Origin of the sequence: Donghicola sp. XS_ASV15 (genome assembly GCF_041224595.1) — a bacterium.
Taxonomy (GTDB): domain Bacteria; phylum Pseudomonadota; class Alphaproteobacteria; order Rhodobacterales; family Rhodobacteraceae; genus Donghicola.
In genome coordinates this window covers 45,502-57,541 of record NZ_JBGFGN010000162.1, presented here as the reverse complement: position 1 = coordinate 57,541, position 12,040 = coordinate 45,502, and the positions used below count along the sequence as shown (strand labels likewise).

Sequence of the window (12,040 nt, the reverse complement as noted above, 5' to 3'; positions counted from 1 at the left end):
TATGTTCCCCGACTTCACCTCTGCCCCGACCCTTCTGGCCGCCGCGGCGGTGCTCGGGTATCTCTTTGGCTCTATCCCGTTCGGTCTGGTCATTGCCCGTGTCTGCGGCCTTGGCGACCTGCGCCAAATCGGATCAGGAAACATCGGCGCCACCAACGTCTTGCGCACCGGCAACAAGCCAGCCGCCGCTGCGACTTTGGTTCTGGACAGCGGCAAAGGCGCAATCGCCGTCCTGATCGCACGCTTTGCTATCGGACCAGATGCGGCGCAGATCGCGGGCCTTGCCGCGTTCTTTGGGCACTGCTTCCCGATTTGGCTGAAGTTCAACGGCGGCAAAGGCGTTGCGACTTACCTCGGTACCATGCTCGCGCTGTTCTGGCCCGCAGGAATCGCGTGCTGCCTCTCGTGGCTGGTGACCGCAAAGACGCTGAAAATCTCTTCATTGTCCGCACTTGTCGCTGCAGCACTGGGACCAATTTGGGCTTATGTGCTGGGGGCGCCACAACTGGTCGGATTGGCGATCGCGCTGGCGGTGCTGATCTACTACCGCCACGCTGCGAACATTTCGCGCCTGATGGGAGGCACAGAACCCAAGATCGGGCAGAAGTGACACTGGCTGGCCGCGCGCTGCGAGTATTAAAGCAAAAAGAAGCCTTTCTTTCTGCTTTGTCTAAATACTCAAGGTACGCGGCGGGCCAAAATCTTAGTAGCTGAAGTCTTGGTAAATGCGGGTCAAGTCTCCGCCCCACTCGCCATTGTAGCGATCCAGAAGTTCATCGGCGGGTGTTTTGCCCGACTCGATGCTCTCTTTCAGAGCGTTCAAGAAGTGCGTCTCGTCTGGCACCAGACCACCCGCACCTTCTTTGCCGCGGGCTTTCAAGCCGCCCTCGGCGATATCGACCACGTTGCGGGCCAGATCCAACATGTTGATACCGTCTACCTGAGCTTGGAGCCCCTGTTCAGATGCCGCGATGCGCAGAGCCTCGCGCTGCGGAGCGGTAAAGTCCTTGCACAGATCCCACGCCGCATCGAGCGCGGATTGGTCGTACATCAGGCCAACCCAGAACGCGGGCAGCGCGCACAGGCGGCGCCATGGGCCACCGTCCGCACCGCGCATCTCGATAAATTTCTTCACGCGCGCTTCGGGGAAGATGGTGGTCAGGTGGTCTGCCCAATCCGATAGCGTCGGCTTCTCGCCGGGCAGTGCGGGCAGCTCGCCCTTTAGGAAGTCGCGGAAAGACTGGCCGAGCGCGTCGATGTATTTCCCGTCGCGGTAGACGAAGTACATCGGCACATCGAGCGCGTAGTCGACCCAGCGCTCGAACCCGAAACCCTCTTCGAAAACGAAGGGCAGCATACCGGTCCGGCTGCTGTCCAGATCGCGCCACACGCGGCTGCGCCAGCTCTTGTGGCCATTCGGCTGACCGTCAAAGAAAGGAGAGTTCGCAAAGAGCGCGGTTGCAACGGGCTGCAGGGCAAGCGCCACGCGCATCTTTTGCACCATGTCCGCTTCGGTATCGAAATCGAGGTTCACCTGAACCGTGCAGGTCCGGTACATCATGGATTTGCCCATGGTGCCGACTTTGTCCATGTAGTCTGTCATCAGGCGATACCGGCCCTTGGGCATGCGGGGCATGTCGTCGAACGACCAGATCGGCGCAGCGCCAAGGCCAATAAACCCTACGCCCACTTCATCCGCGATATCTTTGACGTCGCGCAGGTGTTGGTTCACCTCGTCACAGGTCTGGTGAATCGTCTCAAGCGGCGCGCCGGACAGTTCCAGCTGGCCGCCGGGCTCGAGGCTCACGTTCGCGCCATCTTTGGTCAGGCCGATCAGCTTGTCCCCTTCTAGGACGGGGTCCCAGCCATGGCGATCGCGCAGGCCTTCGAGAACGGCCAGAATGGAGCGCGGGCCTTCATAGGGCAGCGGGCGTAGGCTGTCTTTGCAGTATCCGAACTTTTCGTGCTCGGTCCCGATCCGCCAATCTTCACGCGGCTTACACCCCGAGGCGAGGTATTCGGCCAGCTGGCTTTGATCTTCGATTAGGCCGCCACCGGACTGGGGGATGGACATCGGCGCACTCCGCTTTTGTCAGAAATTAAGGTCAACACCTGCGCCCGTTTTGTAGCCCAAGTCAATGCAGCCGCAAGTCGTCCTTGCGCCAAATCACAACAGGCTTCTGTGCGTTTCCGCGCAACTCGTCCAGCATACGGCCGGTGTCAATGCCCGGGAGCCTTGCAAATATATCAAATAGCTGTTCTGCGCCCTCGGCATTCACAGGTATGTGAACCGGTGTTTGCCCTCCTTGGAAGAAGCGCCAGCACGCTGGTTGGCTGGTGGGATCAAGTTCAATCTTATTCATCTCTGTCAAGGACACGATGCCCCCGTCCAGCGGACCGAAATACGAAAGTTGCCCCTCGACGATCTGCACAACACCAGGTCCGTCATGGCCAGAGAAAAACCGCATCCGCTGGAGGCTGGCGAACAGCATGACGACCGACAGCGCCACCAACAGACCGCCGATCCAAGGCATAATTCCGAAGCTTGCGAGCAAAAGACGCATTCCAAACGCGCCGATCAAGGCCGCAGCGATCACGCCCCGCCAACGTATTAGGGCGTCTTTGGCTTCTGTGCGTATCATCGGGCCTCTGACTTAAGCGGTGCGTTACAGTCGATGTAAGAGTCTGACCGGAGATTCCAACCACGCAACTCTCGTCCTACACTTCATCCAGATAATTCTGCACGCGAACCTTGGCGTTTTCGCGGCCATTCCCTTTGAAATTGTCGAAAAGGAGCCGTCTCAGCATCCCGTGGCCCACGAAAAACCGAATCGCATTGTCGTCAATCGGGATATGCTGTCCGAAAGCCTCGAAGAAATCGCTGGTGGTTTGGGCATCAAGGCCCCACCGCAATGCGTCCCGGACAGGTCGCTTGAGATCGCGAGCAACAAGAAAGTTCGTCGCTGGTTTCAGCAATGGCAATCTGGGCAGACCCTGAACGTCGAACGCCATCATACGCTTCCCGTCATCCATCAAGTTCACAGGAGCAAAGTCTCCATGGGTCGGCCCCCAAATCAAAGGGTGCCCCCGCAGTCCGGGTCTCTGTTTTTTGAGGCTATTGAAAAGTGCGATGCACTCTGGCGCCTGCTGTGGGTCCAAATGTGCGACTGGCTCTTCCAACTTTCGCAGCGCTTTGTTCGGCGCGAAGGCGCGTGCGATGGTGTCCGTTCCGGCACATGCGATCAGCCAGCGCGCGGCGCGTTGCATCAATGCAGTCTGATCGATGTCCAACCGTTCGGGGGTGCGGCTCACTTGGGTACCTTCTGCGAACTCCATGATCAGAAGGCCCAATTCTGGCGCGGAAGCCAGCGCAGCAACGATCCCCAGATCGTCGTGTTCCCCAAGGCGGGCAGCGTAGTCTGCCAGAGCGGTACTTGCGCTCTGAACCAGTTCTCTAGCATCCTGGGTGCGGTAGACTTTGAAGATTGCCAGTTTGTCACCGAAGGTGCCAAAGGCAACGAGCGCGTCCTCTCCGTTTTTCAGGACTGCGACGAGCTTTGACCGGGGCGCGAAGGCCGCTTTGTCCAAGAGGGCACGCAGATCGGCAAGGAGATCTAATTCCTTGCTAGGATCCATCCAAGACGACACGCTTTACCAGTCGCCGAGTTGCTGTTGCCACAGGGTCATCGCAGCCACAGCCGCAGTGTCTGCCCGCAGGATGCGGGGACCCAGACTGACCACACGAGCCTGCGCCAAAGAGGACAGACGATTGCGTTCCACGTCGGAAAAGCCGCCCTCGGGTCCGATCAGGATGGCCCACGGGCCACACGAGACATCACCAAGGCCAAGCGCTTCGCCCACGCGGGCCTCGTCACAGAACATGAGTTGACGGTCCGCGGGCCACTCAGCGAGCAGTCGGTCCAGCTTTTGCAGCTCCGTCACTTCAGGCACAAAGGTGCCGCCGCATTGCTCGGCGGCCTCGACCGCATGGGCTTGCAAACGATCCTGACGGATGCGTTCGGAGTTCGTGAAATCGGTTTGCACAGGCATGATCCGCGCAGCCCCCATTTCCGCTGCTTTTTCGACGATAAAATCAGTGCGGGCCTTTTTGATTGGGGCAAACATGAGCCACAGATCGGGCGGCATCTGTAGGGGCTTGGTCTGCTCAAGACAGGTCAAAGTGCCGCCGCGTTTACCGGCCTCGACGACTTCGACCAGCCATTCGCCATTTTCGCCATCGAACAGCAGCACATGAGCACCGACACTCAGGCGCATCACGCCGAACAGGTAATGCGCCTGATCTCGTGACAAGGGAATGGATTGCCCCTGACCCAAGGGCTGCTCTACATAGAGGCGGATTTTTGCGTTCGTCGACATGGAGGCCACCATATGCCCGCTCAGAACCAAGCGCCAGAGGGTGCAGGCACCGTTGCGGATTCGGTCGGCAACTGGGTGGACCGACTTGCACCCCCAGCCACGCGCCCCTATCTGCGCCTGAGCCGCGCGGATCGTCCGGCGGGGACATGGCTGCTGCTGCTGCCGTGCTGGTGGTCGGTCCTGTTGGCCAGTCTGCATGTCGGATCGTTCTCGTGGACCGCTGCTTGGGTCATGATCGTCTGCGCGATCGGCGCGTTTCTAATGCGCGCCGCCGGGTGTACGTGGAACGACATCACCGACCGGAAATACGATGCCGAGGTCGCCCGCACACGGTCCCGCCCCATCCCGTCGGGACAAGTAACCGTCAAACAGGCCGCAATCTGGATGGTGGTCCAAGCGCTCGTGGCATTTGGCCTGCTGTTGACCCTTCATCCGACCGCGATTTTCCTTGGTGTGCTGTCACTCGCGCCTGTCTGTGTCTATCCGTTCGCCAAACGCTTCACTTGGTGGCCGCAAGTCTTCCTCGGGATCGCCTTCAACTGGGGCGCCTTGCTGGGATGGGCCGCTGTGACCGGAACGCTCGGGTGGCCCGCTGTAATACTCTACTTCTCGGGTATGGCGTGGACGATTTTCTACGACACGATCTACGCGCACCAAGACACCGAGGACGACGCATTGATCGGCGTAAAATCCACCGCCCGCCTGTTCGGAGAGAACAGCCCGCGCATCCTGCGCATCTTTATGGCGTTGACCGTGGTCCTGTTGACCTTTGCGATCATCCTAGCGCTCCCACAGGCACATGTTTTGCGATTTGTCATCGCACTTGGTGCAGCATGGGCAATGGCTTGGCACCTGATCTGGCAACTGCGCAAACTGGCCATTAACGATCCCGAGATTTGTCTGGAGCTCTTTCGCGCGAACCGAAATGCAGGCCTGTTGCCTGTGCTGTTTTTCGCCTGCGCCCTGTTCGTTTGATTGATCCTTCGGCCCCAAACCCCTAGACCCTTGCGCAGGGCCAGTAACCAAAGGACGTCTCGATGCGGCTGAAGTCGTTTGTGATCATCATCGGTTTTTTCAGTGCAGCGGCGGGACTAGCCTATTTTGGAGCGGACAAGGCTGCCACAGTGATGGAAGAGAACTCTGAACTCTCTATCCGATCAGCCCTAGACGATGCCGGGCTCGACTGGGCCGAAGTCGAAGCAGATGGCCTACAAGTTTTGCTATTCGGCGAAGCTCCCAGCGAAGCACAACGGTTCAGCGCGGTGAACGTCGCCTCCAGCGTGGTTGATGGTACCCGTGTGGCCGACAAGATGTCGGTCAAACGTTCGGTCCGCGTGACGGCCCCGCATTTCTCGATTGAGCTCTTGCGCAACGACAGCGGCACATCTCTGATCGGTCTAATCCCCGCGAAAACTGATCGCGATGCAATCTTGCAGAGCGTCGCAGAAAAAACTGATGGCGAGGTCACTGACCTGCTCCAGACTGCGAATTATCCCGTGCCCAAGGGCTGGGAACGCGCACTGCGATTTGCCGAAAATGCACTGGCCAACTTGCCGCGATCGAAAATCTCGATCTCGGCGGACGAAGTGGTGGTCAAAGCGATCACCGACAGCATAAACGCTAAGCGTCGCGCCGAAGCGGATTTGCGCCGCGCGACGCCGGCAGGGCTCAAGGTCATTTTGGACATTACAGCGCCCCGCCCCGTGATCACGCCCTTTACCCTGCGGATGGTGCGCGACGACGAAGGCAGCCGGTTTGATGCCTGTACCGCAGATACCGAGGAAGCCCGCCGCGAGATTATGCGTACCGCCGTCGCGCTTGGTATCTCCGCAGAGGCAAAATGCACTGTCGGCCTTGGATCGCCTTCGATCTTGTGGGGGGATGCGGCTGTGCTTTCTATGAACGGGCTGGCGCAGCTGGGTCAGGGATCTTTGACGATCTCTGATGCGGATATAAGCATGCTGGCTGCCGAGGGGACTGACCAAGCCGTGTTTGACCGCGTCGTCGGCAAACTAGAGAACGATCTGCCCGAGGTTTTCACCCTCCATGCCGTTTTGCCCGAAACGGGCCAAGAGGGCGAGGGGCCGCTCGACTTCAATGCGACCCTGAATGAAGAAGGCGACGTTCTGTTGTCGGGGCGGATCAACGACGAGTTGACCCGCCGAACAACCGAAAGCTATGCACGCGCGCGCTTTGGTGCGAACTCTGTCGAGATGGCCGCGCGGATTGACGAGGCGCTTCCTTCTGGCTGGGGGCTGCGCGTTCTGGCCGCACTCGAGGCGCTGGATCAGTTGCATGACGGCACTGCCCACGTGACAGCTACGGAAATATCGGTCCAAGGCAACACCGGCATCGAAACCGCGAGCGCAGATATCGCGCGCATTCTCTCGGAGAAATTGGGCGACGGTGCCGATTTCTCGATCGATGTGAAATACGACGAAATGCTTGATCCGCTGGCCAACATTCCGACCCCCGAAGAGTGTGTCGTTTCCATTCAAAGGCTCAACGCCGCAAACAAAATCACCTTCGAACCCGGCTCAGCAACAATCTCGGCGGACTCGTTGACGACGATGGATCGAATCGCCGAAGTCCTGCAAGAATGCCCGCCCTTCCAGATGGAAATCGCAGGATATACCGACAGCCAAGGACGCGAAGAGATGAACCAGTCCTTATCCGAAAGCCGCGCCTCGTCCGTTCTGAGCGAACTGATGAATCGTCGGGTCTTGGTTTCAGGTTTTGTGTCAAAGGGATATGGCGAAGCCAATCCCATCGCGGATAACGAATCCGAAGAGGGCCGAGAAGCCAACCGTCGCATCGAATTCCGAATGCTGACAAATGAAACACCCGCTGAAGCTGAAGAAGGTCTTGAATCTGAGGCCGATAACAGCGCAGATGAAGCAACAACCGAAGTGACCGAGGACGCCCCAACGGATGAACCGGACTGAGTTTATTTTTGCCACTGCGATTATTCTGTTTGTGTCCTACATAATCGGATGGTTTTCACATTGGTTGCTTCACACGTTTTCCCGTGTTTCGAAAAACGACATCGACGAACTGGAACGACTCGCTCGTGAACTGCACGAAGCCGAGGAAACCCGCGATCAGGCGATTACCTATCTGCAGCAGCGCGAAGCCGAACTGACAAACCAGCTCACTCAGTCAGAGGCAGAACTTTCGGCCGCCATGGACGGCTTGCGCGATGCCCGCGCCGAGGCCGAAGAACTGCGCAGCTATATGCGAAAAATCCAACAAGCGAAGTGACACGCCCGCTTAATCTGGACAATCGTCAGCCCTGTTGCCACTGGCGCAGGGCTTCCTCGTCTTCGCCCTTGGCGGCGACCCAGTCGGAACCGTCCGCCGTGACCTCTTTCTTCCAAAAAGGGGCGCGGGATTTGAGGTAATCCATCAGGAAGTCGGCCGCAGCAAAGGCATCCTTGCGGTGCGGACTGGCGGTCGCGACCATCATGATCTGATCGCCAGGCGCCATCTGACCGTAGCGGTGGATCACCAGCACATCGCCGAGTGACCAGCGCGCGCAGGCTTCTTCGGCGATCTTGGTCAGAGCGCGTTCCGTCATGCCGGGGTAGTGCTCGATCAGCATATGGCGGAGGGGCGCTTCGGGTAGATCACGGACCAAACCCGAAAAGGTCACAACCGCTCCCATATCTGTCTTACCCGCTTGAAACGCGTTCAGTTCCGCGCCTGCGTCGAACGGGGCATCTTGGACAAGGATGCGCATCAGCCGCCCGTCATAGGGGGGAAAAATGCGACTTCGCAGGCTCCGGTGATCGAGGCGTCGAAGTCTGTAAGGTCTTGGTCAACCGCCACGCGCAGCGCCTCTAAATCGCTGAAGGCCAGTTCGTAGCGATCCTCTCGGGCAGACAATTCGCGGACCAGATCGGCCACGGTTGTCGCTTCGGTCTCTATGGTTTCACGCGGTACGCCGATCCGTTCACGAACCCACGCAAAATACATGACATCCAGCTTCATGCCCCCTCCTTCAGATAGGGCATCGCTTTGCGGAAGTAGTCGAAGCCCGTCACCACAGTCAGCACGGCCGCCAGCCACAGCAGCGCGATGCCTGCGTAGCCCGACCAGACCATGCCTTGGTAAAGGTTGGCAAGATCGCCGTGGTCAGGCACTGCCCCCTGAAGGATGTCCGCAACCATCACGTTGTCCATCCCCGTGGAGCCCATGACGAAGTAGTGCTCGAAGATGCCTTGGGCAAATAGGACCGAAATGGCGACCATCTGGACGGTGGTTTTCCACTTTGCCAGTTTGGTGACCTTGAGCAGACCCGCCGTATCCCCAAGGAACTCGCGCAGGCCGGATACAAACACTTCGCGGAACATGATCAGCACGGCTGGCAACAGAATGAACAGCTTCACCTGCGACACACCCACCAGCACCAGCAAAGCGATGCTCACCATGGCCTTGTCCGCGATCGGGTCCAGCATCGCGCCCATTTTGCTGACTTGCTTCCAAGCGCGGGCCAGATAACCATCAAACCAGTCGGTCACCGACGCCCCAACGAAGAGGGCCAGTGCGAACCAATCCGCATAGGGCCGCGTAAAGTACAAAAACATCACCCCAAGCGCAGGCGCAGCCAGCAGGCGAAGAACGGTCAGAATATTGGGCACAGTCCAGATCATGGCGCTTGTTTACCTGCGAAAATCGACTTGTGAAAGCGCGACCTAGCGCCCGCGTCATTTGTCATGAAAGAAGTTGTAAATAGACTCGGCCAACGCTTCGGAAATACCGTCTACAGCCTTGAGATCGGCCAGATTTGCACGGCTCACGGCCTTGGCACTACCAAAATGCGCAAGCAGCGCACGTTTCCGTGTGGCGCCCACGCCGGGCACATCATCCAAGGGGTTGGCCGCCATGGACTTCGCCCGTTTCGCTCGGTGCGTCCCGATCGCAAATCGGTGCGCCTCGTCGCGCAGGCGCTGGATAAAGTAGAGCACCGGATCGTTGTGGCGCAGGGCAAAGGGCCGCTCGCCGGTCCGGTAGAATTCTTCCTTGCCGTGGTCGCGATCGACGCCTTTGGCCACACCGACCATGGGCACATCCTCGACCCCTTGTTCAATCATGATCTCGCGCACCGCACTCACCTGCCCCGCGCCACCGTCAATCAACAGCAGGTCAGGCCACAGCCCTTTGTCCCGATCAGGATCTTCTTTGAGCAAGCGTTGAAAACGGCGGGTCAGCACCTCTTTCATCATGCCGAAGTCATCGCCCGGCGTTAACTCTTCGCCGCGAATGTTGAACTTGCGATAGTGGTTTTTCATGAAGCCTTCGGGGCCGGACACAATCATCGCGCCAACCGCATTGGTGCCCTGAATATGGGAGTTATCGTAGACCTCAATCCGCTGGGGCGGTCCCTCTAGGCCGAACGCCTCGGCCACGCCGTCCAGCAGCTTGGCCTGTGTCGCGCTCTCGGACATCTTGCGGGCCAGACTTTCACGGGCGTTGCGGGCAGCGCCTTCGATCAGTTCAGCCTTTTCCCCACGCAGCGGCACTGCAATCTCGACCTTGTGCCCTACTTTTTCAGCCAGCGCTTCGGACAAGAGGTCTGGGTCCTCGACCGGATGAGAGAGCAGCAAAAGGCGTGGCGGTTCTTTGTCATCGTAGAACTGACCGATAAAGGCCTGAAGCACCTCCGCCTCGGACGCGTCCGTTCCGCTGACACGGGGATAGAAATCGCGGTTTCCCCAGTTTTGGTTGGCACGGATAAAGAAGACCTGCACGCAGGCCTGCCCCTTTTCCATGTGCAGCGCGATCACGTCGGCCTCGGCCACGCCGCGCGGATTAATACCCTGAGCCGTCTGTACCTGCGTCAAAGCGCGAATGCGGTCCCGCAGCGCAGCGGCACGTTCGAACTCCATCGCTTCGGCAGCTTCAGCCATCTGGGTGGCCAACTCTTCCTGCACCTTGGTTGAGCGACCAGACAAGAACCGTTCAGCATCCGCGACCAGAGCACCATATTCTTCTTCTGACACCTTCCCCACACAGGGGGCCGCGCATCGTTTGATCTGATAGAGCAAGCAAGGCCGCGTGCGCGTATTGAACACCGAGTCCGTGCAATTGCGCAGCAAGAAGACTTTTTGCAACTGATTCAGGGTCCGGTTCACAGCCCCCGCGCTGGCAAAAGGACCGTAATAGCTGCCCTTCTGCACCTTTTTCCCGCGGTGCTTTTTGATCTGAGGGAATTCGTGGTCCTTGGTCACCAGAATATTCGGAAAGGACTTATCGTCGCGCAACAGCACGTTGTATCGCGGCTTGAGTTGCTTGATCAGGTTCTGTTCCAACAGGAGCGCTTCGGTCTCTGTGCGCGTGGTCAGGAACATCATCGAAGCTGTTTCCGAAATCATCCGCGCGATGCGCCCACTGTGACCGGTCTGACGCGCGTAATTTGAAACCCTCATTTTGAGATTTCTTGCCTTCCCCACATAGAGCACCCGCGATTCAGCATCCAACATTCGGTAGACACCAGGAGAGCTATCCAGCGTCTTCAGGTAACTTTGGATGACGGTGTGCCCGGTCTCTGGAGAGGTCATTTCGGTCATAAGTAACAGTTCTGTGATTCTCGCCCCGCGCTGCAATGATACAACGGGTAGTTCAAGAGAAAAGGTGTCCACGGTTTCTGTGGATAACTCCGTGGGAAAGTTTTGGAGATCCGCAAATTTCCTTTGTTTTTAGGCCACTTCATTAAGCCGACTATTTTTTAGGCAATTTTATAATGCACTGTTTTTGCTGCATAAAAAACTTCAAACACCCTAACACCATCGAATTTATGACATTTTCATAAACGATCTCTGACCGAGATGGTAACGGTGTAAAACTTTGGTCGACACACATGTTCGAAAGGTTATTCCACACCAACCACGTCTGGCGTTTGCCACGCCAAATGCTGCCCCGCATCGATGCAAAGCAGCTGCCCTGTCACTGCTGGCGCACGCAAAAAGAAGTTCAGCGCACTACAAATATCTTCGGAATTTGCACCACGATTCAACAAGGTAGCGCGACGTTGTTGAGCGAATTTATCACCATCCTGACGGCCTCCCTGCAGGGTTGGCCCCGGTCCAATCGCGTTCACTCTGATATTTGGGGCAAGGGCTTGGGACGCGGTCTGCGTCATGGTCCACAACGCCGTTTTTGCAATTGTGTAGGTCGCGAATTCGGGCGTCAGCTTCCGAACGCGTTGGTCAATCATATTTACAACCAAGGCACGAGCGCTCGGCTCCCCGTTTGCATCGGACACCGCTTTGGGTGCCTGAGCTGCGAACGCCTGGGTTAGAACGAATGGTGCCCTGAGATTACTTTCGAAGTGACGATCCCAACTCTCGCGCGTCGCATTCTCGTAGCTATCATATTCAAAAATCGAAGCATTGTTCACAAGGCAGGTCAGTTGCCGCCCCAACGCCTCGGCCGCACGTGGCACGAGTTCAGAGGTTTCTGCCTCTTTCAAAAGGTCAGCGCGTAGCGTAACGGCACGTCGCCCCAGCGCCCGAATATCCCGAGCGGTTTGTTCTGCTTCTTCCTCGGAGGAACTGTAGTGCACCGCGACATCATACCCTTGGCGGGCAAGCTCCAGCGCAAGTTCGCGCCCGAGGCGCCGCGCAGCGCCCGTGACCAATGCTGCAGTCATCTGTTCTGTTTC

12 protein-coding genes and 1 pseudogene are annotated in these 12,040 nt (G+C 58.1%); 4 read left to right on the top strand and 9 right to left on the bottom strand.

All coding sequences use genetic code 11. From position 1 onward, the window contains the following. The first annotated feature begins 1 nt into the window (after position 1). Complete coding sequence (gene plsY / locus AB9K37_RS16675; RefSeq protein ID WP_369840843.1) at positions 2-610, top strand: glycerol-3-phosphate 1-O-acyltransferase PlsY; 609 nt, start codon at positions 2-4, stop codon at positions 608-610. Positions 611-703: 93 nt separating this feature from the next. Here plsY and AB9K37_RS16670 read toward each other — a convergent pair whose 3' ends face one another. From AB9K37_RS16670 to AB9K37_RS16655, 4 genes are all read right to left on the bottom strand, one after another. Then, on the bottom strand, positions 704-2,074 hold the full coding sequence (locus AB9K37_RS16670) for a glutamate--cysteine ligase (protein WP_369840841.1): 1,371 nt from the start codon (positions 2,072-2,074) through the stop codon (positions 704-706). A 61-nt stretch (positions 2,075-2,135) separates the two neighbouring features. Beyond that, a complete protein-coding gene (locus tag AB9K37_RS16665) occupies positions 2,136-2,642 on the bottom strand; it encodes a hypothetical protein (protein ID WP_369840839.1) in 507 nt (168 codons plus the stop codon). Positions 2,643-2,718: 76 nt separating this feature from the next. Continuing rightward, entirely contained in the window at positions 2,719-3,636 is a 918-nt protein-coding gene (locus AB9K37_RS16660) for a hypothetical protein (RefSeq protein ID WP_369840837.1), read from the bottom strand. Between the two features lie 15 nt (positions 3,637-3,651). After that, on the bottom strand, positions 3,652-4,377 hold the full coding sequence (locus AB9K37_RS16655; protein ID WP_369840835.1) for a 16S rRNA (uracil(1498)-N(3))-methyltransferase: 726 nt from the start codon (positions 4,375-4,377) through the stop codon (positions 3,652-3,654). A gap of 12 nt (positions 4,378-4,389) precedes the next feature. On the opposite strand from AB9K37_RS16655, the gene ubiA reads away from it, so the two are divergent. The 3 genes from ubiA to AB9K37_RS16640 all read left to right on the top strand — a co-directional run bounded on the left by ubiA (position 4,390) and on the right by AB9K37_RS16640 (position 7,638). After that, positions 4,390-5,352 carry a 4-hydroxybenzoate octaprenyltransferase gene (gene ubiA, locus AB9K37_RS16650; RefSeq protein WP_369840833.1) on the top strand — a complete coding sequence of 321 codons (963 nt, stop codon included), beginning with the start codon at positions 4,390-4,392 and terminating at the stop codon, positions 5,350-5,352. Between the two features lie 62 nt (positions 5,353-5,414). Further along, positions 5,415-7,322 (top strand): OmpA family protein, encoded by a 1,908-nt coding sequence (locus tag AB9K37_RS16645; RefSeq protein WP_369840831.1) that lies wholly within the window; start codon positions 5,415-5,417, stop codon positions 7,320-7,322. Further along, complete coding sequence (locus AB9K37_RS16640; RefSeq protein ID WP_369840829.1) at positions 7,309-7,638, top strand: hypothetical protein; 330 nt, start codon at positions 7,309-7,311, stop codon at positions 7,636-7,638. Before AB9K37_RS16645 ends, AB9K37_RS16640 begins: the two co-directional genes overlap by 14 nt. Before the next feature lie 25 nt (positions 7,639-7,663). Here the strand turns inward: AB9K37_RS16640 and AB9K37_RS16635 are convergent, their stop codons facing one another. The 5 genes and pseudogenes from AB9K37_RS16635 to AB9K37_RS16615 all read right to left on the bottom strand — a co-directional run. Continuing rightward, on the bottom strand, positions 7,664-8,116 hold the full coding sequence (locus tag AB9K37_RS16635; protein WP_369840827.1) for a molybdenum cofactor biosynthesis protein MoaE: 453 nt from the start codon (positions 8,114-8,116) through the stop codon (positions 7,664-7,666). Next, the gene (gene moaD / locus AB9K37_RS16630) at positions 8,116-8,361 is read right to left on the bottom strand and encodes a molybdopterin converting factor subunit 1 (RefSeq protein ID WP_369841459.1); all 246 of its coding nucleotides are present in this window, start codon (positions 8,359-8,361) and stop codon (positions 8,116-8,118) included. The genes AB9K37_RS16635 and moaD overlap by 1 nt, the downstream gene beginning before the upstream one ends. A gap of 2 nt (positions 8,362-8,363) precedes the next feature. Next, positions 8,364-9,029 carry a CDP-diacylglycerol--glycerol-3-phosphate 3-phosphatidyltransferase gene (pgsA, locus tag AB9K37_RS16625; protein WP_369840825.1) on the bottom strand — a complete coding sequence of 222 codons (666 nt, stop codon included), beginning with the start codon at positions 9,027-9,029 and terminating at the stop codon, positions 8,364-8,366. A 54-nt stretch (positions 9,030-9,083) separates the two neighbouring features. After that, positions 9,084-10,946, bottom strand: a complete 1,863-nt coding sequence (gene uvrC, locus AB9K37_RS16620) for an excinuclease ABC subunit UvrC (RefSeq protein ID WP_369840823.1) — start codon at positions 10,944-10,946, stop codon at positions 9,084-9,086. Between the two features lie 302 nt (positions 10,947-11,248). Continuing rightward, positions 11,249-12,037: pseudogene (locus AB9K37_RS16615) on the bottom strand (SDR family oxidoreductase); the annotation flags it as partial. Positions 12,038-12,040: the final 3 nt, after the last annotated feature.

What these genes read in the sequence shown, in the direction of transcription:
- AB9K37_RS16670 (WP_369840841.1), bottom strand. Translation starts at nt 2,074, where the DNA reads ATGTCCATCCCCCAGTCCGGTGGCGGCCTAATCGAAGATCAAAGCCAG.
- uvrC (WP_369840823.1), bottom strand. Translation starts at nt 10,946, where the DNA reads ATGACCGAAATGACCTCTCCAGAGACCGGGCACACCGTCATCCAAAGT.
- AB9K37_RS16660 (WP_369840837.1), bottom strand. Translation starts at nt 3,636, where the DNA reads ATGGATCCTAGCAAGGAATTAGATCTCCTTGCCGATCTGCGTGCCCTC.
- AB9K37_RS16640 (WP_369840829.1), top strand. Translation starts at nt 7,309, where the DNA reads ATGAACCGGACTGAGTTTATTTTTGCCACTGCGATTATTCTGTTTGTG.
- AB9K37_RS16665 (WP_369840839.1), bottom strand. Translation starts at nt 2,642, where the DNA reads ATGATACGCACAGAAGCCAAAGACGCCCTAATACGTTGGCGGGGCGTG.
- pgsA (WP_369840825.1), bottom strand. Translation starts at nt 9,029, where the DNA reads ATGATCTGGACTGTGCCCAATATTCTGACCGTTCTTCGCCTGCTGGCT.
- AB9K37_RS16635 (WP_369840827.1), bottom strand. Translation starts at nt 8,116, where the DNA reads ATGCGCATCCTTGTCCAAGATGCCCCGTTCGACGCAGGCGCGGAACTG.
- AB9K37_RS16645 (WP_369840831.1), top strand. Translation starts at nt 5,415, where the DNA reads ATGCGGCTGAAGTCGTTTGTGATCATCATCGGTTTTTTCAGTGCAGCG.
- plsY (WP_369840843.1), top strand. Translation starts at nt 2, where the DNA reads ATGTTCCCCGACTTCACCTCTGCCCCGACCCTTCTGGCCGCCGCGGCG.
- ubiA (WP_369840833.1), top strand. Translation starts at nt 4,390, where the DNA reads ATGCCCGCTCAGAACCAAGCGCCAGAGGGTGCAGGCACCGTTGCGGAT.
- AB9K37_RS16655 (WP_369840835.1), bottom strand. Translation starts at nt 4,377, where the DNA reads ATGTCGACGAACGCAAAAATCCGCCTCTATGTAGAGCAGCCCTTGGGT.